The 19,181-nt window shown below is 58.1% G+C and carries 19 protein-coding genes and 2 pseudogenes; 13 read left to right on the top strand and 8 right to left on the bottom strand.

The genetic code is table 11. The annotated features are described in order from the left end of the window. Positions 1-8: 8 nt before the first annotated feature. Positions 9-1,424 carry a hypothetical protein gene (locus tag BM132_RS04195; protein WP_092453481.1) on the bottom strand — a complete coding sequence of 472 codons (1,416 nt, stop codon included), beginning with the start codon at positions 1,422-1,424 and terminating at the stop codon, positions 9-11. Continuing rightward, on the bottom strand, positions 1,417-2,499 hold the full coding sequence (locus tag BM132_RS04190) for a helix-turn-helix transcriptional regulator (RefSeq protein ID WP_092453479.1): 1,083 nt from the start codon (positions 2,497-2,499) through the stop codon (positions 1,417-1,419). The genes BM132_RS04195 and BM132_RS04190 overlap by 8 nt, the downstream gene beginning before the upstream one ends. A 460-nt stretch (positions 2,500-2,959) precedes the next feature. On the opposite strand from BM132_RS04190, the gene hxsD reads away from it, so the two are divergent. From hxsD to BM132_RS04155, 7 genes are all read left to right on the top strand, one after another. Further along, the gene (gene hxsD / locus BM132_RS04185) at positions 2,960-3,259 is read left to right on the top strand and encodes a His-Xaa-Ser system protein HxsD (protein WP_092453478.1); all 300 of its coding nucleotides are present in this window, start codon (positions 2,960-2,962) and stop codon (positions 3,257-3,259) included. Next, positions 3,256-4,743 (top strand): His-Xaa-Ser system radical SAM maturase HxsB, encoded by a 1,488-nt coding sequence (gene hxsB, locus BM132_RS04180; protein WP_092453477.1) that lies wholly within the window; start codon positions 3,256-3,258, stop codon positions 4,741-4,743. The genes hxsD and hxsB overlap by 4 nt, the downstream gene beginning before the upstream one ends. 4 nt (positions 4,744-4,747) lie before the next feature. Beyond that, positions 4,748-5,977 (top strand): His-Xaa-Ser system radical SAM maturase HxsC, encoded by a 1,230-nt coding sequence (gene hxsC, locus BM132_RS04175; protein WP_177218138.1) that lies wholly within the window; start codon positions 4,748-4,750, stop codon positions 5,975-5,977. Further along, entirely contained in the window at positions 5,974-6,582 is a 609-nt protein-coding gene (hxsA, locus tag BM132_RS04170) for a His-Xaa-Ser repeat protein HxsA (RefSeq protein WP_092453474.1), read from the top strand. The genes hxsC and hxsA overlap by 4 nt, the downstream gene beginning before the upstream one ends. 54 nt (positions 6,583-6,636) lie before the next feature. Further along, positions 6,637-7,314 carry a DUF5710 domain-containing protein gene (locus tag BM132_RS04165; protein WP_092453472.1) on the top strand — a complete coding sequence of 226 codons (678 nt, stop codon included), beginning with the start codon at positions 6,637-6,639 and terminating at the stop codon, positions 7,312-7,314. Positions 7,315-7,407: 93 nt separating this feature from the next. Next, positions 7,408-7,749: a nuclease-related domain-containing protein gene (locus BM132_RS04160; protein WP_256244121.1), complete on the top strand. Its 342-nt coding sequence runs from the start codon at positions 7,408-7,410 to the stop codon at positions 7,747-7,749. 32 nt (positions 7,750-7,781) lie between these two features. Beyond that, positions 7,782-8,471 carry a hypothetical protein gene (locus BM132_RS04155; RefSeq protein WP_092453470.1) on the top strand — a complete coding sequence of 230 codons (690 nt, stop codon included), beginning with the start codon at positions 7,782-7,784 and terminating at the stop codon, positions 8,469-8,471. A gap of 403 nt (positions 8,472-8,874) precedes the next feature. Here the strand turns inward: BM132_RS04155 and BM132_RS04150 are convergent. The 4 genes and pseudogenes from BM132_RS04150 to BM132_RS04135 all read right to left on the bottom strand — a co-directional run. Further along, positions 8,875-9,207 (bottom strand): annotated as a pseudogene (locus BM132_RS04150) (flavin reductase family protein); the annotation flags it as partial. A 174-nt stretch (positions 9,208-9,381) separates the two neighbouring features. Next, positions 9,382-9,792: a hypothetical protein gene (locus BM132_RS04145; protein WP_092398175.1), complete on the bottom strand. Its 411-nt coding sequence runs from the start codon at positions 9,790-9,792 to the stop codon at positions 9,382-9,384. A gap of 48 nt (positions 9,793-9,840) precedes the next feature. Continuing rightward, a complete protein-coding gene (locus BM132_RS04140; protein ID WP_092398173.1) occupies positions 9,841-10,734 on the bottom strand; it encodes an alpha/beta hydrolase in 894 nt (297 codons plus the stop codon). Between the two features lie 7 nt (positions 10,735-10,741). Then, positions 10,742-11,725: an MBL fold metallo-hydrolase gene (locus BM132_RS04135; RefSeq protein WP_092453468.1), complete on the bottom strand. Its 984-nt coding sequence runs from the start codon at positions 11,723-11,725 to the stop codon at positions 10,742-10,744. A 270-nt stretch (positions 11,726-11,995) separates the two neighbouring features. Here BM132_RS04135 and BM132_RS04130 point away from each other — a divergent pair, with 270 nt between their 5' ends. Both BM132_RS04130 and BM132_RS28635 read left to right on the top strand, forming a co-directional pair. Then, positions 11,996-12,481 (top strand): winged helix-turn-helix transcriptional regulator, encoded by a 486-nt coding sequence (locus tag BM132_RS04130; RefSeq protein WP_092398169.1) that lies wholly within the window; start codon positions 11,996-11,998, stop codon positions 12,479-12,481. A 16-nt stretch (positions 12,482-12,497) separates the two neighbouring features. Continuing rightward, positions 12,498-12,641: pseudogene (locus tag BM132_RS28635) on the top strand (IS5/IS1182 family transposase); the annotation flags it as partial. A gap of 77 nt (positions 12,642-12,718) precedes the next feature. Here BM132_RS28635 and BM132_RS04120 read toward each other — a convergent pair. Next, positions 12,719-13,837, bottom strand: coding sequence for an NADH:flavin oxidoreductase (locus BM132_RS04120; protein WP_092453464.1), 1,119 nt, complete (start codon positions 13,835-13,837; stop codon positions 12,719-12,721). A 102-nt stretch (positions 13,838-13,939) separates the two neighbouring features. Here BM132_RS04120 and BM132_RS04115 point away from each other — a divergent pair, with 102 nt between their 5' ends. Then, entirely contained in the window at positions 13,940-14,323 is a 384-nt protein-coding gene (locus BM132_RS04115; protein ID WP_092453462.1) for a winged helix-turn-helix transcriptional regulator, read from the top strand. Between the two features lie 26 nt (positions 14,324-14,349). On the opposite strand, the gene BM132_RS04110 is transcribed toward BM132_RS04115, so the two are convergent. Next, positions 14,350-15,912 (bottom strand): carbohydrate porin, encoded by a 1,563-nt coding sequence (locus tag BM132_RS04110; RefSeq protein WP_092453460.1) that lies wholly within the window; start codon positions 15,910-15,912, stop codon positions 14,350-14,352. 168 nt (positions 15,913-16,080) lie between these two features. On the opposite strand from BM132_RS04110, the gene BM132_RS04105 reads away from it, so the two are divergent. The 3 genes from BM132_RS04105 to BM132_RS04095 are packed head-to-tail and all read left to right on the top strand — an operon-like array spanning position 16,081 to position 19,178. Then, the gene (locus BM132_RS04105; RefSeq protein ID WP_092453458.1) at positions 16,081-17,355 is read left to right on the top strand and encodes an ABC transporter substrate-binding protein; all 1,275 of its coding nucleotides are present in this window, start codon (positions 16,081-16,083) and stop codon (positions 17,353-17,355) included. Between the two features lie 21 nt (positions 17,356-17,376). Then, positions 17,377-18,339 (top strand): carbohydrate ABC transporter permease, encoded by a 963-nt coding sequence (locus tag BM132_RS04100; protein ID WP_092453456.1) that lies wholly within the window; start codon positions 17,377-17,379, stop codon positions 18,337-18,339. Next, complete coding sequence (locus BM132_RS04095) at positions 18,336-19,178, top strand: carbohydrate ABC transporter permease (RefSeq protein WP_092453454.1); 843 nt, start codon at positions 18,336-18,338, stop codon at positions 19,176-19,178. Before BM132_RS04100 ends, BM132_RS04095 begins: the two co-directional genes overlap by 4 nt. Positions 19,179-19,181 lie beyond the last annotated feature (3 nt).

Below are 19,181 nucleotides of genomic sequence, written 5' to 3'. Positions count from 1 at the left end.
CATTGGCCTTAAAGGTTTTCAATCTGGTGTTTCAGTCGTTTGCTTTGCCCTGCCAGGGTCCGGGCCTGCCCGGCGAAGTGGCGCTCGGACAGGTACAGGCCCTTGTGAAAGTCGGCATAGAACTGCTGGGAAACCTGCAGGAACTCTAGCGTTTGATGCATGCCCATAGCGCTGCCCACCACCTGCTCGGTGCTGGCGAGAGTGAGCTGGAACTCTTTCTCGATGTGGTTATCCAGGGCGATGTTCATCGCGAGGGTGGTGATCAGGCCGCCAATCAGACTACCCACCAGCGCCCCGGGCGGGCCGCCGATGGCCCCCACAGTGGCACCGACCGACGCGCCGACCACGCCTGCGCCGGTATGGAACAGGTTCTTGCCGGTGCGGGTTTCCATTTCCTGCGCACTCATCTTGCCGGCCGAGAACAGCACCAGGCACTGCACCAGGTCGACCGCACACACAGCCGCACCGGCGACGCCGCCGTTGGCCAGGCTGCGCTGGAACAGAGTGCCCGTGAACAGGCCGGGCATCGAACGCGCGGCGATACTCACGCTGGCGTTGGCTACGCCGGCCTTGAGGGCACTGTCGCCAGCGGCTATAACCGTGTTCTCAAGGATGCGAAGGGTGGCTTGTTCTGCCGTGATCTGGCCGTCCTTGAACTGCTTGATGTACTGGAAGGTGTTAATGCTGCCGGCGATCACCGTGGTGATGACCGCCGCCGAGCCAGCGGCGCGCAGGCTTTGCTGCACCGTCGCCTTGTTCAGGTAGCCAGTTTGCAGGTTGTCGTGTAGCTCCTGGCCGGTTTTGCTCGCGGTGCCCAGGTGCTCGGCCTCGCGCTTGCTCAAGGAAGTGGATTGCACGCCATCGACGTTCAGTTGCCCGCTGGTGTTGTCCCGGACCTTTTCCGCGGCCCGGGACACCTCCGGCCGGGTCTGCTGGTTCCTCAGGACGTCGCGCTCAGCCGAGAGACGCACACCTTCGATCTGGTCCGAGGGGCCGAGGAATAGGTCGCTATGTTCGTAGGCGTGCACGCCGTCCTTAGTGGAACGAAACGCCTTCTGCGTCGCTTCGGCATTCTTGAAGTACTTAAGCTGCGCGCCCACCAACTGGTCGTCACCGCGCATGACCACAATGTCGTGGGTCATGTCGTTGCGGCCCAGCGGCGTGTTGGAGAAGTTGTCGGTGAAGGCGCGCACGTCCTTGTCCTTCAGGATCGCGTCGAGATTGAATGACTCGGCGTGCCAAGTCTCCGCCGCGAAGCCGCCCTTGATCGCGGCGTTTTGGGCGGTGGACGAGACCTTGGCGAGGATGCCGTTGGCCTGGCCGATTTCCGCAAGCATGCGCCCGGCCTTGTCCGCGGCTTGCACGGTCCAGATCGGGCACAGGCTGACGGACTGTTCAAGCGCGCGTTGGCGTTCTTTATCCATGGGTATTCCTCAGGCTGTGTTCCTGGATAGCGGTGTCCGCTGAAAGAGGTTGCCGGCCGTCGAGGCCAGGCATCCGGTAAAGCGTGTGCATGCTGTGCAGGCGCTGGACGATCTCGTCGACCCAGGCCTGTGGCGCGTGGACACGAATGTTGTCGTTGAGGCCAAAGATCCACCACAGGGTGTCGCGATCCTGGGGCACCCAGGCGCGCAGGCGCTTCCACGCCTGTCCGGGAATGACCTCCAGGGACTGTTGCGCACTGAGTGGGGTTTCTTCGAGCAGCACGGCGATCTGCGCGCTGACATCGGCGATCAGTTCCACTTGAGTCTCGGCCTGGCGGTGGCTGAAGATTCCGGTGGCGATGTAGTCGTCGACATCGAACTGGCCATGCAACGGCGACGGGGCGTCGACCACCGCGACCTGCTGCATGCGGTGCAGGGCGAACTGGCGCACGTCATCGTAACCATCTACCGAGGCCAGCAGGTAACTGATGGAGTGCCGCGAAACCAAGCCCGCTGGGTGCAGGCGAAACAGCTTGAGTTCGCACTTGCTGCGGCTGCGGTAGGCCACGTCGAGCGGTCGACGCTCGAGCAAGGCCTGGGACACCTGGGTCCAGGTTCTCGGAGCGATGGCGGCCGGGATCAGAGTCTTGCCATTAGGCACCGCACGCACCCGCCGCGACCAGTCGGCCAGGCCGTTGTGGCCAAGGTTACCGAGGAAGTTGCGGGCCCGGAGGAACTGCGGGCCGAGCTGGTCCAGCACGGTCTGCGGTAGCAAGGTGTTCAGGTAGCTTTCCGACAGGTACAGGGCAAGCGCCGTCGAGGCGTCCATGTCCTGCAGCTCCAACGGCGCGTTCTTGGTGAAGCTCCAGCGGAACGGCACCTCGCTGTCGTTGCACTGCAGCGAGAATGGGATGGACAGCCGGTTAAGATCGCGCTGGATCGAGCGCAGCGTCACCGAAAAGCCCTTGTCACGCAGCTTTTCCAGCAAGGTCGTGGTGGCGATACGCTGCGGTTCGGTAGGGATAAGGCGCAACAAGGCAAACAGCCTGAGCAGTGTGTCTTTAGCCTGGGACATCAAGACTTCCTTGTACTCTCAGCGACCGCTACAGCGGTCGGGCATTGCAGTGGATCCAATTCAGCAGCATGGCATTCTGCCATAACTGCGCGATGGTTCCACCCCGAAATCATCCTCCAGTCCATTACGGCAGGCACGTCAGGAGTCTGCCCGCTGGCGTTGCTCTCGCTTGAGCTCGGTGTATTCGGTATAGAGCTCGTAGCTCTTTTTAAGCACTACGCACAGTCCAATGAAAGCGAACAGGTTTTTCATGATGAGGGTCTCGGTGGCGTTTGACCCCATCTTCCAGTGTCGGGCGACAAACCGTGTCGCCCGGGGGGGGCAAGACAACGGCGGTAGGCGATCATGTACAACAACACCGAGAGCCTGGCAGGAGCAAATGTGAAAAATTATGATGGCACAATGCCTCGAAAACCCGCAATATCCACACGTTCCCAACGGATTTGAAGGAGCGGTTCCGATGACATGGCCAGTCACGCTGAAGCTCGACAGCGCTGCCTACCCGCTCAGCGTGGTGCAACGCGCCGCTTATTCCCTGGCCGACACTGTCGCGATCCAGGTCGGTATTGAAGCCAATCAGATAAGTCTCACCGCCCACGCCGCTGAAGCAAGGCTAGTACTTTCCCCGGAGCAGGCTCACTCGCTGATCCTTCAACATCTGAACGACTTCGCCCTACGCGACCATATCAACCGCGAAACAGTAGGGTTGCGTGAAGTCCTAGCCCAAGCCGCGCTCGCTGGATGTGGGGTTTCGCAGTGACACTGATTGCGACAGACGCCAAGCACTACCACTTGCTGCCCTTTCGATTCATGCGCATGAACACGGGACGTGACCGTGACATCCTGCTCACTTCCGATACCGGTGAGTACATGCACGTGAACGACGCACAATTACGGGCCCTCAGTTACTTCGACGTTCAAACAGGTACGCCTTTTTACAAGGACCTGCTGGCCCGCCACTTCATCTACGAACCAGGCCGCCACGACCCGTTCCCGGAAATGGCCGCGCAGTATCGCAGCCGCAAGGACTTCCTCTTCCAGGGCCCAGCACTGCACTTGTTCGTAGTGACATTGCGTTGCAACCACACCTGCCAGTACTGCCAGGTGTCCCGTGCCCCTCTGGGAGGATCCGGCCACGACCTGTCGGAAGCGGATGCACAGGCGGCGGTCGATCGCCTGTTCGAATCGAACGCTCCCGCCCTGACTGTGGAGTTTCAGGGTGGCGAGCCGCTTCTGGCCTTCGAGCGCGTCCGCCAGATTGTCGAATGGATCATTGAACGAAACGTGGTCGAACAACGGGATATCCAGATCGTCATCACCACCACGCTGCACCACCTGACGGAGGAAATACTCGACTTCGCAGAACAAAATCGCATCCAGTTTTCGACCTCGCTCGATGGGCCCGCGCCCTTGCACAATGCCAACCGCCCTACCCCGTCACGAGACTCCTACGAACGCACTGTAAAAGGCATCCAGTGGGTCCGCGAACGCCTTGGTCATGATGCAGTTTCCGCGCTGACCACGCTGACTTCAAGAAGCCTCGAACAACCTGAAGCGATCATCGATGAGTATGTAAGCCAGGGCTTTTCCAGCATCTCGCTTCGGCCTCTGAGCCCTTATGGGTTTGCCACCAAGATTGCCCATCGACTTGATTACCCTATTGAGCGATACCTGGCCTTCTACAAGAAGGCACTGACCTATTTGCTGCATATCAACCAACAGGGCGTCTACCTCTCAGAGAGTTATACGAGCCTGTTGCTGAAGAATATCCTGACACCCTTCTCCTCCGGCTATGTAGACCTGCGCTCCCCCGCTGGCGCAGGCACTGCGGCGCTTGTCTACAACTATGACGGTTACGTCTATCCTTCGGACGAAGCCCGAATGTTGCTGGAGATGGGTGAAGACGGCTTGAGGCTCGGCACCGTACAGCAACCCTTGTCTGAATTACTCACATCGCCCGTTATGGATGCGTTGCTCGCCAGTGGTGTAGCAGAGGCGCTGCCGGGCTGCTCCGACTGCGCACTTGTCCCGTACTGTGGTGCTGACCCCATCGAACACTATGCCCGCCAAGCTGACCCGATAGGACACCGAGTGTTCAGCAGCTTCTGCGGAAAAAATATGGGGTTGCTGAAGCATCTCTTCGGCCTGCTTTGCGATGGCGACGACAACGTGCAAAGAGTGCTGCTGTCTTGGTTGAGCAGGCGCTCTTACAACGATGTTCGATTTCCGGGTTACAGGGGCTGATGCGATGCTGCGCAAAGATACCCGCTTCGAAATCCATCACCTGAATGAGCCGAAACTGCTCAAGGTCATCACTCTGGATGAGTTCATCGAACAAGGCCTGGCAGTATGTGCCGGAAGCGCTGAGTTCGGTGACCTGCTGCTTTGGCTGCCAAACGAAGAACGGCTACGGAACCCGCATCTGCTCTCATTACCAGTGGGAGGATTCCTGATCCCGGAGCCAGTGATCGGCGACTTCGACAGCGCGCGGCCATACCTGCACACCCCCAAAGATGCGGATGTCGTGCAGCCCGGCGATGTCATTGCCATCACTCCAGGCAGCGCGTTGGTGCGAGTGCTCTATCGACGAGGCTCAGACAGCAACCTGCTGTTCATGACCGATCGTTGCAACAGCCTCTGCCTGATGTGCTCGCAGCCGCCCAAAGATATCGATGACCGTTGGCACATCGAGGAGAACCTACGGCTGATCGACCTGATGGACTCGGGCGAGGAAAATCTGGGAATCAGCGGCGGAGAACCAACGCTTTATCGCGACGGCCTGCTTGAAATCCTGGCCAAGTGCAAAGCCGTTTTGCCACAGAAATCCATTCATGTACTCAGCAACGGGCGTCTGTTCCAAGACCCGAGCTGGATCGCAGCGCTCTCTGCCATCAGCCACCCTCAGTTGAGCTGGGGCATCCCCCTGTATGCCGACAATGCCGAAGACCATGACCATGTGGTGCAGGCTCCAGGCGCGTTCAGCGAAACCCTGCAAGGTCTTTACAACCTGGCGCGCGCCAACCAGATCATCGAGATACGCGTGGTACTCAATCGCCTGACCACGCCACGCTTGCCCGAGCTCGCCCACTACGTGTTCAGGAACCTGCCCTTCGTGCGGCATGTTGCGCTGATGGGTATCGAAAGCACCGGCCTGGCCAGGAAAAACTACGAAGAACTGTGGATTGACCCGCTGGACTATCAGGAGTCGTTAAGCCAGGCCGTGTATTTCCTGTTCAACCGCGGAGTGCCGGTTTCGATCTACAACTTACCCCTGTGCCTGATCCCGGCCCACCTCTCGCGTTTCGCCCGCCAGAGCATCTCGGACTGGAAGAATCTGTTCATCGATACCTGCCAACAATGTGCTGCCGTCAAACATTGCTCTGGCTTCTTCAAATCCCACACCGACCGCTGGCAGAGCCGCGGCGTACAACTACTATCGCCCGAGGCCTTTAGCGCCTATGCAAGGAGTGCACAGTGAAATTGCTCGACCGCTGGAAAGTCCTGATCAGTGGGATCAGCTTGCTGCCAATGGCAGGTACCACCCTGGCACAGGCGGGCCATCTGTCGCTCGCCGATGCGAACTGGCAACCCAACGACAAACTACAGCCCCCGGTATTTGCCGATACGCTCAATGCGCCAAACACCGTCAACATCTATGCAGCGCATCGCTCGCACAGTTCACACCGGTCCCACAGTTCGCACAGTTCTCACTACAGCGGCTCGGGTGGCTATAGCGCACCTCGCTACTACAGCCCACCCGCTACCAGTACCCGAAGCTACAGCGCGCCGAGTGCTTCGAGCAGCACCCCAAGCAGCAACAGCCTTTATCAGTCGTCTGGCACTAGCAGCGGGACAAGTTCGAGCACTTCTAAGAGCCGCGCGACCAATGAGCAGAAAAGCAACCTGGTCACCCGTGTGCAGACCGCGCTGATGGTGCGCCAGTATTATCAAGGCTCCATTGATGGGGTGATGGGCAAAGCAACACGTGGTGCGTTGATGGCCTTTCAGATGGACAGTGGGCTGACCGTGAATGGCCGGATGGATACACCATCGCTGAATGCGTTGGGGATCAAGATTCCATAAGTCGCTTCAGGTTAAAGCTGCGCTTACTGATGAGCAATACGTACGGATACAGAAATGGCAAGGATTGATCTGAAAGTCCCCTTCTCAGAAAAAGGTGAAGCGAAATCACTCGGTGCCAGGTGGGACCCGGGCCTCAAGACTTGGTACATCCCCGAGGGGGTCGACATCGGTCCCTTGGCTCAATGGCTGCCCGTAACAGAGCACGCAGACCTAGAGCACGGACCTGAATTTAGTGTCAGAGCACCGTATTACTACGTCATAGAGTCAGTGTCCGACTGCTGGGGCTGCTCCAATTTGACCCGCGTGTTTTCGTTCAAGCTGCCCGAGCAACACGAAGAGTTCGATTACTACGAGGATGAGGACGAAGATTTCGCGCTCACAAGCAACCTCGGCGAATGGAATTGCCCTGGGTGTCGCGGAACGGTCTCCAACGTCGCCAGTCTCTCTCCCTTGGTCACGAAGCAGATCCATCACTTCACCAACAAGTTCAAGCCGGCCTACAGCAAAACGGTAGGCAGCCGTTACCTGATGAATCACTGCGAAAACTGCGGAGCCAAGCTCGGCGATTTTTTCATGCATAGCGAACCTGGTGGAGCTTTCTTCCCAACCTCACCACAAGAAGCTCAGCGGATGACTCTCATCAAGATCAACGAGCGGTTCGACGCCAACTGCAGCGTCGGTTTTGCATCCGAAGATTTTTTCGACTGGATGCGGGTTCGCGAACAACCCTAATTACCCTATCCAATCCCGGACTGCCCGAGGACCTCACGCGCCTCAGGCCCACCTGCGGGGTATTGAGTAAAATCAGTAGAAGGCGCGGCATTGATGGCAAGGATGATTCCTGACCACAGACCTTGCGACACTAACAGCAAGGGCGAACGAGATATCTACACCATCTTCAAGACGGAGCTACCGGACGAGTACGTTGTCATCCATAGCCTTCCTTGGCTCTGCTTCGCTGTGAACAAGGTTGCCCCTCAAGCAAGGCCGACCGGAGAGATCGATTTTTTGATCGTCCATCCGGAAAAAGGGCTGCTCGTGCTTGAAGTGAAGAGCGGAGAATACGGCGTTAGGAAATTCTGTTACAGACGAAAAAGAATCAACGAAAAAACGATCTCTATTGCAATAGTTGATGAAAATGCTGTTGCCAAGCGGTTGAGAACGTAAGATTTGCACTTTACCTTGATCTGGAGCTATGAATGGAAGGCGTTGAAGACAGCGTAATCGAGCGATTCAGGAAGAACCTGCGCTCGGCTTGTCGATCGATGGGGCAGGTTGACATGAATGCGCCGGTCAATGCAGCCGACAGGAAACTGAATGCAGATGAGTTTTTCGCCGTAGGGGAGCACTTCTTTCTCATCGAGTTCAAATCTGCAAAACACACGTTGAAAAGCGAATCCGTGAAGCAGTCGGCCTGTACCCTTTGTGCTCGACTGAGAAAAAACACAAGCTTCAAAGCCTTGCACGATCAGGCCCACTTCGTGGCCTGGGGCGTCAAACAACGTTTATCAAACCTGCGATGCGAAATGGGAGTCTACCGATCTCTGGTTTGTTGCAGAGAGGTTCTCACCTCCTGCGATGCCGTGAAGGATCTCTCATCAGAAGGTCAGCACCACGAAGCAGAAGGCTACCTCAGAAAAAACATCAAAAGCATAGGGCTCACCGCCGAAAATTTTTCACGTTATCTGAAGTGGCTGCTTATGCAGCCGAGTGATGCGATAGAAGACGACAAGATCGGGCTTAAACTGTTTGGCTACAGCTACACGGATGGCATCGAGGAGCAAACGTTCCTTACATACAACGATCTATTCTCCTGGGCCGCACAGGCAAGAGCATTTCAGATCCAGCCACGTAGTTCTGACAATAGCTCATCGGACCCAAGTCCTTAACCTGACGTACCTTTCTCTGTTTTCACAGGACACCGCGTGCCTGCTATCAGCGGCAGCCCCTCGGCCGCGCGGACCACCGCCCGCGCGTATTTTTCCTCGTTGAGCTACACCGTATAGAGGCCAAAAGTCCAAGAATAGGCCGTTTGTCCGAAGATGGTCGGACGTGACGCCTGACCTCCGCCGTTTTGCACTCGCCTGGATACTCTATATACCTTCCCCTGCTTCGAGCCCTAACCCCTTTTGAGGGACGGCGCACACGCGGCGATTCCGGAAGGATGGCTACTCGTGTACCGACGGCGATTGGGGGCAACACTGGGGGCAAGACCAAATATTTTTAATCTGAAACCACCATGCTAGAGCCCAGTCAAAATGTTTTTTGGCGATCCTGAGAGTCTTTGATTCAAACCGTCGCACACTTAAACGGTGGATGACCGGGCACCGCCGCTTCCAAGCAGGCGTTCATCGCCTCGGCGAGTTCTCGCGTCGCCAGATTCCATACAAACTCGCCGGTCGCACGCGCATTGGCGAGCGAGTCCTTCGCGCCAAGCGAGCAAAAGCCGATGATCGGCGGCTTGTAGTTGAATAGGTTAAAAAAGCTGTAGGGAGCAAGGTTACGTACGCCGTCGTTGGAAACAGTACTGATCCATTCGATCGGGCGCGGAGCAACGATGGCGTTGAGCGGATCGTGCCGCAGGGAATGTCCCTGTGCCGGTTCGCAGGAATGCCAATCGGTCATAGCTTACCTCTTTGGGGACGCGCGCAAGGACTGCCACCTGCAGTGCCTCCGGCTCGGTGCGCGCGTTTCTCTTCGCTAGAGAACTTTTGAGCTGGAATGTGGGCGTGGAAAATTGGCATGAGTGGTTCCTCAGTGGTGTTGCTCAGCTAATACACGGCGACGAATTGGCCCGGCTTAGCTAAAGAAGTCTTGACCGAGTGTTTCTTCGAGTCGCTCTTTCAGGCCCGCCGAGAACTCACGAACGACGGGGAACGGGCTTTGAAAGAGCTTGATATTGCGGACGAGGCCAGACTCATTCCGAGTGATGATGGTGGTGCCGGCGATCGGCTTACCCCCGTGGATGGCATCCCACTCCAGGTAAGTCTTCGCACCGTCAACCGTCTCCGCAGTGAACACGAAATCTTCGTACATCGTACTTGTCGCGGCAAAGAATGCCCCGATGGATGTCGGGCCGATCACGGTCTTGCTGAGGGCTGAGGTCTGAAGGCTGGCGTCAGCAGTGAACGACGTCGCGAAGTCGCTCGTTCCTTTCTTCTTGACGATTTGCATCCACGCTGTCCCCGGTGGGGTGGCGTCAGTAGTCATTACCATCTCCTATCTAGTGTCTGCGGTTTTGCAGTGTGCGTGCGCGTGCTAGTCAGCGAGGTGCCCGATGAGAAACTCGCCGGCTCTCTGGAGAGCGTCGTGGGCCTGAGGCAAAGAAGCTGTCTGAATGTGCCAGACGTGGAGCATCTCCGGCCAGACCTCAAGGTGCGACTCGCCGTCGGCCGCGCGCACCTTTCGGTCAATTTCAAGCGCGTCGTCGAGAAGTACTTCGTCGCTTCCGACATGTATGAGCAGCGGAGGAAAACCGTGCATGTCGGCGAACATGGGTGAGATGCGCGGATCCTTCAAATCGTGGTTGCCGGCGTAAGCCTCTACCATCTCCCGCATCGCGCTCGCGTTGACCATTGGGTCGCGGTGAGCCAGTTGCGTTAACGAGGGCAGCGTCAGCGTTAAGTCTGCCCATGGGCTAATGAGTAGCGCTGCTCGTGCGTCCTTGTGGCCCTTCGAGGCTGCATAGGCCAGAACGTTGAGAGCCATGCCACCGCCACTGGAATCACCTGTCACGGCAAACGGCTTGCCAAGCGCACGCACGGCTTCGTAGCCGCGGATGGACTCGTCGTAGGACGCTGGAAATGGGTGCTCGGGTGCCTTGGAGTGGTCCAGAACGATGACCTGGGACTTTGCCGCTCGAGACAGCTCCCCAAGCATGCCCAAATGCGAGGCAGGAGAGCCAGCCACCCAGCCACCACCATGGAAATGGTAGATGACTCGGTCCTTAGATGCGCCAGGAGCTGTAATCGCCACCGCGGCCACGCCATCGAGCTTGATCGCCTCGACGGTTAGGTCGGCCGCCGGCGGGTTCGCTTGTGAAATGGCCTCCATGCCGACGCGGAGCGTCTCAATGGTGCGTACAGGATGCGCAAAGTCGAAGGCGAACATCGCATCCCGAAGCTCCCGGACGGAAGATGAATCGTAAGTCATGATCAGCTCACTCCAGGTTGAGGAAAGTCGCCGGCACCCAGTCATAGCCCTCGCCGTTGTCGGCTTTGCGAAGACGGCCCAGGCCAGGGAACGGCATGTGGGCTGCGGCAATCATCGTTTTGTCCGCAGCGAGCTTTACCAAAAGGGCTTCACGCGTTCTGATGGCCGTCGCGCTGTCTGAGTCGAAGACAATGCTGATTTCCGGATGCGGCATCTGGACGGCGCCAACATGAGCTACGTCGCCCCAGATGAGCAGCGACTGACCCTTTGAGGAAATCATGTAGCCAGTGTGACCGGGCGTGTGGCCGGGAATGGCATACGGTGCGATACCGGGGACGATTTCGGCCATGCCTTCGTACGGCTTCCATTTGCCTGCGGCGATGTAAGGCGCGGCGCCATCCTGTGCGACTTTGAAGAAGATCTTTGCTTCTTCCGGGGCCTTGGCCATGATTTCCTTCGACAACCAGAAGTCGGCGTCGGCCTTCGTCATCATCACGGTCGCGTTCGGAAAGACGCGTTTCCCGTTTTGGTAGATACCGCCGGCATGGTCAGCGTGAAGGTGAGTCAGTAGAACCAGGTCAATCTGCTCCGGCTTGTAGCCGGAGGCCTTCAAGTTCTGTACGAGCTTGCCCAGCGTGGGAGGGCCCCAGTGACCGCCTGAACCGGTATCGATGAGAACGAGTTTGGAGCCAGTGTTGACAAGGAAGCCTTGGACGGTTGCCGAAACCTGCTTGGGATCGTTTTGGAAGGAGCGCGCCAAGAGGGACTGAATGAGCGCGGGATCACCGTGTAGGAGACTGGAGTCGATGCTACCGCCACCGTCATAGAGCGCAGTGACTTCATAGTCGCCAATCATCGTGCGATAGAAGCCCGGCACCTGCTTGTGCTGCATCGGCGCTGCGGCTTGGGCCGGAGCTACGGCAGCGAAGGCACCCGCGAAGGCTAACGATACCGCGAGCAGGGTACGCGAAGTGATGGTGGAGAATTTCATAGTGTTCTTAACCATTGTGTGTGGTGGGTATGTAGGTACGTACAGCTGTAATGATCTTTAGCAAAACGCCAGCTCATCGTGCCATGTCGCTGTTACCGCCTTTCCGGCCATACGCAGCATCGAATTGCCGGTGTTACCCGTGATGAAAGCCCCGGATGTTCGATTTTTTCGCCGATCCGGCTGAGCCACCATGGCGCTTGCAATGTGCAAGTGGTTGAATAGTATTTGAACAGCTTGCACAATGCAAGTGGGTATTCAAGGAGAGTAACTGTGCAACAAACAAGACGATCGGGCTGCCCGATCAACCTGACGCTTGAGCAGATCGGCGACCGCTGGAGCCTGATCGTTATCCGCGATGTTATGTTCGAGAACAGACGCACTTATGGCGTCCTGCTGGAGAAAAACCAGGAAGGCATCGCCACGAACATCCTCGCGAGTAGGCTGAAACACTTGACCGCTTCTGGCCTGCTGACACGATGCCCGGATCCGAATCACCAGCAGAAAGTAATTTACAGCCTCACGGAAGCGGCGATACAGCTTGTACCTCTGCTCGCGCATTTGGCTGCATGGGGTGTTCGGCATACGCATCCGAGCAAGGAAGCGTCTTTGCGCGCGGAGGTGCTGGAAAAGGGCGGCCCTTCGCTTTGGAGTGCCTTTATGGATGAACTACGTTACCTGCATCTCGGTGCACCGCGTCCGGAGCGCTCAGTATTGGACAAGCTCCGGGCCGACGACGAGCAGGCGATCGCTACTTAGCACCAATCCTTGGCGTCTGGTGGAGGAAAAAGACATCGAACCTCACGCGCCGGTGTGGGACAAAACCGAGCGCAAGAACGACAGTTTTTCGAGCAACGATTTCCACTGGAATGAAGAGATCGAGGAATACCGCTGCCCAGCCGGCAAGGCATGCAGAACCTGCGCCGGCTGGCCAAATTTACCTCTCAAGGTCCACCGGTTACGGGATCACCTGTGTGGCATGACACTCTCCAAGACTCAAACCAATTCGGCTAAAGATGCCGGATTGAAGCCCTTCAGATCTGCGTAATCGCCTTTTTCCACTTTGGCGACCCACTCCTTGTCACTCAGCAGAACACGCCCTACAGCGATCAGATCAAACTCTTCGCGCTCCATGCGCTCGACGAGCCGCTCCAGGCTCGCGGGGGTTGATCCCTTGCCAGCGAAGGCGTGAGTAACATCATTGTCCAGCCCGACCGAACCGACGCTAATAGTCGTGGCGCCAGTGACTTTCTTTGCCCAGCCCGCGCAGTTCAGCCCGTTCTCACCATCGACTTCGGGAAACTCAGCGTCCCAGAAGCGTCGCTGCGAGCAATGCAGCACATCAACACCCGCCTCAACCAACGGTAGCAACCACTCTTCCATCAATGCAGGGGTCTCGGCGAGGCGCACCCCAAAGTCCTGCTGCTTCCACTGGCTAACGCGCATGATAATAGGGAACTCAGGGCCCACCGCATGACGAACGGCAGACACAATCTCAGCGGCAAAGCGCGAGCGCTCTTTGATCGTCGGTCCGCCATAACGATCGGTGCGCTGATTGGTACCCGCCCAGAAGAACTGATCCACCAAATATCCATGAGCCCCATGGATCTCGACTGTGTCGAAACCCAGCCGTTTGGCATCCGCCGCTGCCCTGGCAAAAGCAGCAACTGTGTCTGCAATGTCCTCTTCGCTCATTGCCACGCCGCGCGGGTCGTTTGGCGAATCGAGGCCAGATGGGCTTTCAACCGGTGCATCAGGTTCCCAACCGCTGACGTCACGCACTGCACCGGTGTGCCAGAGTTGCGGCCCCATACGGCCCCCAGCAGTGTGAACAGAATCGATGACGTTCTTCCATCCAGCTAGCGCTGCTTCACCGTGGAAAAAAGGAATGCCGGAACCGTTACGTGAAGCGGGACGGTCGATGACGGTGCCTTCTGACAAAATCAATCCGACCCGACCCTCAGCCCGCCGCCGGTAGTAGGCAGCGCTCCCTTCACCGGGGATGCCCTGCGGCGAAAATTGCCTCGTCATCGGCGCCATGACAATCCGGTTTTTCAGTTCAAGCGAGCGGATCGAAAAAGGACGAAATAGTATGCTGGTATCAGGGTTTGACATTGGATGGGCTCCGTTTGCTTTTGGAAGCCATATAAGTATATTTTGTAAACCAAATGTCAATTAGGCACCTAGAGTCGCCTAGGTATATATGAGGAAACTTCGATGCTGGAATTAAAGCCGCAATGTTTCTCGTCGGAGTGCCCAAGCCGGGCGCTGTTCGACCAGATCGCCGATAAGTGGTCAATGATGGTGCTGGCGGTGCTGGATGATGGCCCGCACCGCTTTAATGCCATCAAGCGCCGCCTGGAGGGCGTCACTCAGAAAGCACTGACACAGTGCCTGCGGCGGCTGGAAAGAAATGGCCTTGTCTCACGCAAGGTGATTTCGTTCTCGCCCGTGGCGGTCCAGTATGAGATCACCCCACTGGGTCAAACGCTGCAACAGCCATTTCGCGAACTGCATAAATGGACGCTCGACAAACTGCCTGAGGTTGAAGCGGCCCGGTCGAAATTTGACGAGGCCGCGGAGGTAAATCTGACGGTGTGATTCTCTTTGAAGATACCCCCAGCCCTTTAGAACCAGGTTTCCATCTGTATCCCGTATTGCCACACGCCGCCTGAATTGAAGTCAGACTTGCCGAACGAATCGGCGGCGCTGTACCTGTCCAGATCCGAGGACCAGTCCATGACACTGGCAAACACACGCAGTTCGGGGCGTGTGAGAAGGTCCCCAAAATCAGGCTTGAAGGTCGGGGCGATCGTGAACTTCCAGAAGTTACCGTCGACTGCGTTGCGTTGCAGGTAGCCCTTGGGATCGAGGTCCATGGTTTGCCAGCTCATCTCGTAGGCCATTTCGAAATTGCTGTTGATTTCATTGGCCAGGCGCACGTTGAGTGTCATCCAGCGGTAGTCATCCCCTTTGACGTAGCGGTCCTTGCTCTGCTCGGCCAGTAAACTCGGACCGATGCGCCAGCCGGGAGCGATGGGTGTCTCACCGTAGAGCGCCAGACGCAAAGCGCGGGCGTCGTCGATCAGTTCGCCGTCCGAGCCAATGTTCTTGACCTCTGCCCCCAGGCCTTGCCCATAGAGCAACGCCGTTTTGAAGAAGCCTTCCCTGCCGAAAAAGGTCTTCTGGTGATTGGCCACCATACTGTGCAAGCCGGAGTCCGCAGGCGTCAGGCCCGCTTCATTGCTACGAGTACCGATGTCGTTTTCCTTGGCGCCAATGGCGTTGAACATCCATTGCCACTGCCCATTATCGAAAAACTGGTTGGAGGTCAGGACGTAGCTTTCCACATCAGCGTTGACACCGCCGTCACTGAACTCCCCATAGTTTCGACCGATCAGCGAGTAATTCGAGCGCCAGTTCTTATTCATCTGCACGTCGTAGATGCCACCGCCGGTGCCCGCCAGGTAGACGACGTCCGAGTCCAGCCAGTGGATATCGAAATTGTCCCGGTCAAACCGCTTGCCTGCCCAAAGGGTGGAATTCTCGAACACCGAGTTCCCCTTGAACGCCGCGATATGGTCCAGTTCGGTAAACACCTGGCGCACGTTCAGGTTACTTTCGTCGGCGGTCCAGTCATTGGAGCTTTCTACGCCATCGGCGATGGACACCGTGAATTTCGAGCGGGTGCCGTTCTGCGCGTACTGCTCTTTCGACAGGTCGATACGCATGTAGGTGTCGTCCTCGTTACCGAGTCGCCCGACGGCGCCGCCGACAGAACCTGCTGGGGTGGTATAAGGACCGCCACGACCGCCACCCAGCCCGTCATTGACCAACAACCCGGAGCGGGCGTAGCCCTTGAAACTGAACCCGTCGGTGAGGTGTGCACCGCTGTCCTTTTTTTCCAGGCTCTGTTGATGGGCTTCGAGTTTTGCCAGCCGCGTGTCCAGAGTCGACGTGGCGACACTTGCAGGGGATGCCATTGATTGGAGGGCGGGAGCGGCGCGTTTGAGTTGTTGCAGTTCCCTGGCCAGGGCCTGGGTTTGCTGTTCGGCGGCCGCTGCACGTTTTTCCGCGGCACTGGCACGAGCCTCGAACGCGGCCATGCGTTCTTCCAGCGTCGCTGCGTGAGCGGTGGCTGCCGAGGTGCCGAGCACGCCTGCGAGAAGCCAGCTTGATGCTTTCTGCATGTGGATTTCCCTGTTTTGTTTTTATTTTTGTGTTCCCGCAATGGTCTTTTTTTCTCGGCCTTTGAATTGTCAAAAACCATGAAAAAAAGGATGCCTCATCGCAAATACGCTGCTACATTTGGCGATGTTAACGTTAACTTTTCTAAAAACAAAAATAAAGAGGGCTTTATGAAACAGCTCAAATCGCTCCTTCCTGCTGCGCTGCTCGGCCTTTGTGTCGGGCTTCCATCCCTCTCGACCGCCGCCAACCTGACAATCTCCTGCGGTGCGGTGGGTGCTGAATTGCAGCTGTGCAAGGAGGCTGTCGACGCCTGGTCGAAGCAGACCGGCAACAGTGTCGAAGTGGTTTCGACGCCTAACTCGGCCACCGAAAGGTTGTCGTTCTATCAACAAATCCTGAGTGCCCGGTCCAGCGACATCGACATCATTCAAATCGATATGGTGTGGCCGGGAATGCTGGCCAAACATCTGATGGACCTGCGCGAGGTGCTCCCTGCCAACGCGACCGAGGGCTACTTCCAGGCCCAGGTGGACAACGCCACGGTGAACGGCCGGCTGGTGACGATGCCTTGGTTCACCGATTCGGGCCTGCTGTATTACCGCAAGGACTTGCTCGAGAAGTACCACAAGCAGGTGCCGCAGACCTGGGAGCAAATGACTGCAACCGCCCGGGAAGTCCAACAGGCTGAGCGCAATGCCGGGAACGCCAATGCCTGGGGGTACGTCTTCCAGGGCCGCGCCTATGAAGGCCTGACGTGTAATGCACTGGAGTGGATCAGCAGCCAGCCGCAAGGTGGGCTGGTCAATCCGCAAGGCGACATCGTGGTCAACAGCCCGGCGGCAAGAACCGCGCTGACGCTGGCCAAGAGCTGGGTAGGAGACATTTCCCCACGCGGCGTACTCAACTACACCGAGGAAGAAGGACGTGGCGTGTTCCAGTCGGGCAATGCGCTGTTCATGCGTAACTGGCCGTATGTCTGGGCCCTGGTGCAAAGCCCGGATAGCGTCGTAAAAGACAAGGTCGGCGTGGCTCCCCTGCCCCGCGGTGGCGAGACGGGCACCCACGCCTCCACCCTCGGTGGCTGGGGCCTGGCGGTGTCGCGCTACAGCGCCAACCCCAAGCTGGCCGCAGAACTGGTGAGCTACCTGAGCAGTGCTCAGCAGCAGAAACATCGTGCCCTGGTCGGTGCCTATAACCCGGTGATCGAGTCGCTGTATCAAGACCCCGAGTTACTCGCGGCGATGCCTTACTACAGTCAACTGCGCAGCATTCTCAAGGATGGGGTCATGCGCCCTGCCTCGATTACCGCCGATCGCTATCCACGGGTCTCCAATGCGTTCTTCGATCAAGTGCATGGCGTGCTGGCCGGCGAAGTGCCGGTCGATCAGGCGCTGGCTGAGCTGGAAAGCGAACTGACACGCATCAAGCGCCGGAACTGGTAAGCCACAAGGAAGGAAATCACCATGTCTGTCTCCACTACCCTGGCCACCGGTGACGAGCTGCTGCCCGCCCGGGAAACCCCGGTACAACGCCGCCGGGTTCGCGCCGCGTGGCTGTTCCTGACTCCGATGCTGCTGTGTCTGGCCTTGGTGGCGGCCTGGCCGCTGCTGCGTACATTCTGGTTCAGTCTGACCGACGCCAGCCTGGCCGACACCGGTGACGCAAGCTTTATCGGCCTGAGTAATTATCTGTTGCACAGCAGCACCGGCTGGTCGGGCGTTCTAGTCGATCCACAATGGTGGAACGCGGTGCGCAACACCCTGCATTTCACTGTGGTTTCAGTGGGGTTGGAAATGGTGCTGGGGCTGTTGGTGGCGCTGCTGCTGAACGTCAAGTTCACCGGGCGCGCCTTGGTGCGGGCACTGATTCTGATTCCCTGGGCGATACCCACCATTGTCTCGGCGAAGATCTGGTCATGGATGCTCAACGACCAGTTCGGCATCATCAATCATCTGATGCTGGGCGCCGGCCTGATTGACGCGCCCCTGGCCTGGACGGCAGACGCCGACCTGTCGATGTGGGCAGTGATCATCGTCGACGTCTGGAAGACCGTCCCGTTCGTCACGCTGCTGATGCTGGCGGCCTTGCAGATGTTGCCGGGCGATTGCTACGAAGCCGCCCGCGTCGATGGCATTCACCCGCTGAAGGTGTTCTGGCGAGTCACCCTGCCGCTGCTGATGCCTGCGCTGCTGGTGGCGGCGATCTTCCGCATCCTCGATTCGTTGCGGGTGTTTGACGTCATCTATGTGCTGACCTCCAACTCGTCGAGCACCATGAGCATGTCGGTCTACGCCCGCCAGCACCTGATGGAGTTCCAGGATGTGGGCTACGGCAGCGCTGCCTCGACCTTGCTGTTTCTGGTCGTCGCAGTCATCGCCATGATTTATCTGTACCTCGGACGCCGTCAAATGGAGGTTCGCTCATGAGCCCGCACCTACTGAAAAAAGCGCTGTTGCGCGTCGGGTTCTGGTGCCTGATCGGGATTTTGCTGCTGTATGCGGTCTTCCCTTTCTACTACGCCATTGTGACTTCGCTGAAGCCGTCCAGCGCCTTGTTCCAGGTGAGCTACTGGGTCGACAACCCCGACTTCTCCAACTATGCCGCCGTGCTCCAGCAGGCCTCGTTCTTGCGGGCGATCGGCAACTCGCTGGTGGTTGCCCTGGGTGTGGTCGCACTGGCGCTGTTCCTCAGCCTGACCGCCGCCTATGCCCTGGGCCGGGTGAAGTTTCGTGGACGGGGCACGGTGCTGATGATGGTCCTTGGCGTGTCGATGTTTCCCCAGGTCGCGGTGTTGTCGGGGCTGTTCGAGGTGATCCGCGCCCTGGGCCTGTACAACACGTCCTGGGCGCTGATCCTGAGCTACACGATCTTCACCCTGCCGTTCACCGTCTGGGTGCTGACCACATTCATGGGCCAACTGCCCCATGAGCTGGAAGAGGCGGCGATCATGGACGGTGCTTCGCCCTGGGTCACCCTGACCCGCGTGTTGTTGCCGCTGCTCTGGCCGGCGCTGGTCACCACCGGCCTGCTGGCGTTCATTGCTGCGTGGAACGAGTTCCTGTTCGCCCTGACCTTCACCCTCACCGACACGCAGCGCACGGTGCCGGTGGCCATCGCCCTGATTTCCGGCGGCAGCTCCCATGAGTTGCCTTGGGGGCTGTTGATGGCCGCTTCGGTGCTGGTCACCGTCCCACTGGTGATTCTGGTGCTGATCTTCCAGCGCCGAATCGTTTCCGGTCTCACTACCGGTGCGTTAAAGGGTTGATCC

The organism is Pseudomonas sp. NFACC45, from assembly GCF_900113505.1.
In the GTDB taxonomy this organism is placed as follows: domain Bacteria; phylum Pseudomonadota; class Gammaproteobacteria; order Pseudomonadales; family Pseudomonadaceae; genus Aquipseudomonas; species Aquipseudomonas tehranensis.
This window is presented reverse-complemented; position numbering and strand designations above follow the sequence as displayed.

What these genes read in the sequence shown, in the direction of transcription:
- BM132_RS04195 (WP_092453481.1), bottom strand. Translation starts at nt 1,424, where the DNA reads ATGGATAAAGAACGCCAACGCGCGCTTGAACAGTCCGTCAGCCTGTGC.
- BM132_RS04190 (WP_092453479.1), bottom strand. Translation starts at nt 2,499, where the DNA reads ATGTCCCAGGCTAAAGACACACTGCTCAGGCTGTTTGCCTTGTTGCGC.
- hxsD (WP_092453478.1), top strand. Translation starts at nt 2,960, where the DNA reads ATGACATGGCCAGTCACGCTGAAGCTCGACAGCGCTGCCTACCCGCTC.
- hxsC (WP_177218138.1), top strand. Translation starts at nt 4,748, where the DNA reads ATGCTGCGCAAAGATACCCGCTTCGAAATCCATCACCTGAATGAGCCG.
- BM132_RS04165 (WP_092453472.1), top strand. Translation starts at nt 6,637, where the DNA reads ATGGCAAGGATTGATCTGAAAGTCCCCTTCTCAGAAAAAGGTGAAGCG.
- BM132_RS04160 (WP_256244121.1), top strand. Translation starts at nt 7,408, where the DNA reads ATGGCAAGGATGATTCCTGACCACAGACCTTGCGACACTAACAGCAAG.
- BM132_RS04155 (WP_092453470.1), top strand. Translation starts at nt 7,782, where the DNA reads ATGGAAGGCGTTGAAGACAGCGTAATCGAGCGATTCAGGAAGAACCTG.
- BM132_RS04145 (WP_092398175.1), bottom strand. Translation starts at nt 9,792, where the DNA reads ATGACTACTGACGCCACCCCACCGGGGACAGCGTGGATGCAAATCGTC.
- BM132_RS04140 (WP_092398173.1), bottom strand. Translation starts at nt 10,734, where the DNA reads ATGACTTACGATTCATCTTCCGTCCGGGAGCTTCGGGATGCGATGTTC.
- BM132_RS04135 (WP_092453468.1), bottom strand. Translation starts at nt 11,725, where the DNA reads ATGAAATTCTCCACCATCACTTCGCGTACCCTGCTCGCGGTATCGTTA.
- BM132_RS04120 (WP_092453464.1), bottom strand. Translation starts at nt 13,837, where the DNA reads ATGTCAAACCCTGATACCAGCATACTATTTCGTCCTTTTTCGATCCGC.
- BM132_RS04115 (WP_092453462.1), top strand. Translation starts at nt 13,940, where the DNA reads ATGCTGGAATTAAAGCCGCAATGTTTCTCGTCGGAGTGCCCAAGCCGG.
- BM132_RS04110 (WP_092453460.1), bottom strand. Translation starts at nt 15,912, where the DNA reads ATGCAGAAAGCATCAAGCTGGCTTCTCGCAGGCGTGCTCGGCACCTCG.
- BM132_RS04105 (WP_092453458.1), top strand. Translation starts at nt 16,081, where the DNA reads ATGAAACAGCTCAAATCGCTCCTTCCTGCTGCGCTGCTCGGCCTTTGT.
- BM132_RS04100 (WP_092453456.1), top strand. Translation starts at nt 17,377, where the DNA reads ATGTCTGTCTCCACTACCCTGGCCACCGGTGACGAGCTGCTGCCCGCC.
- BM132_RS04095 (WP_092453454.1), top strand. Translation starts at nt 18,336, where the DNA reads ATGAGCCCGCACCTACTGAAAAAAGCGCTGTTGCGCGTCGGGTTCTGG.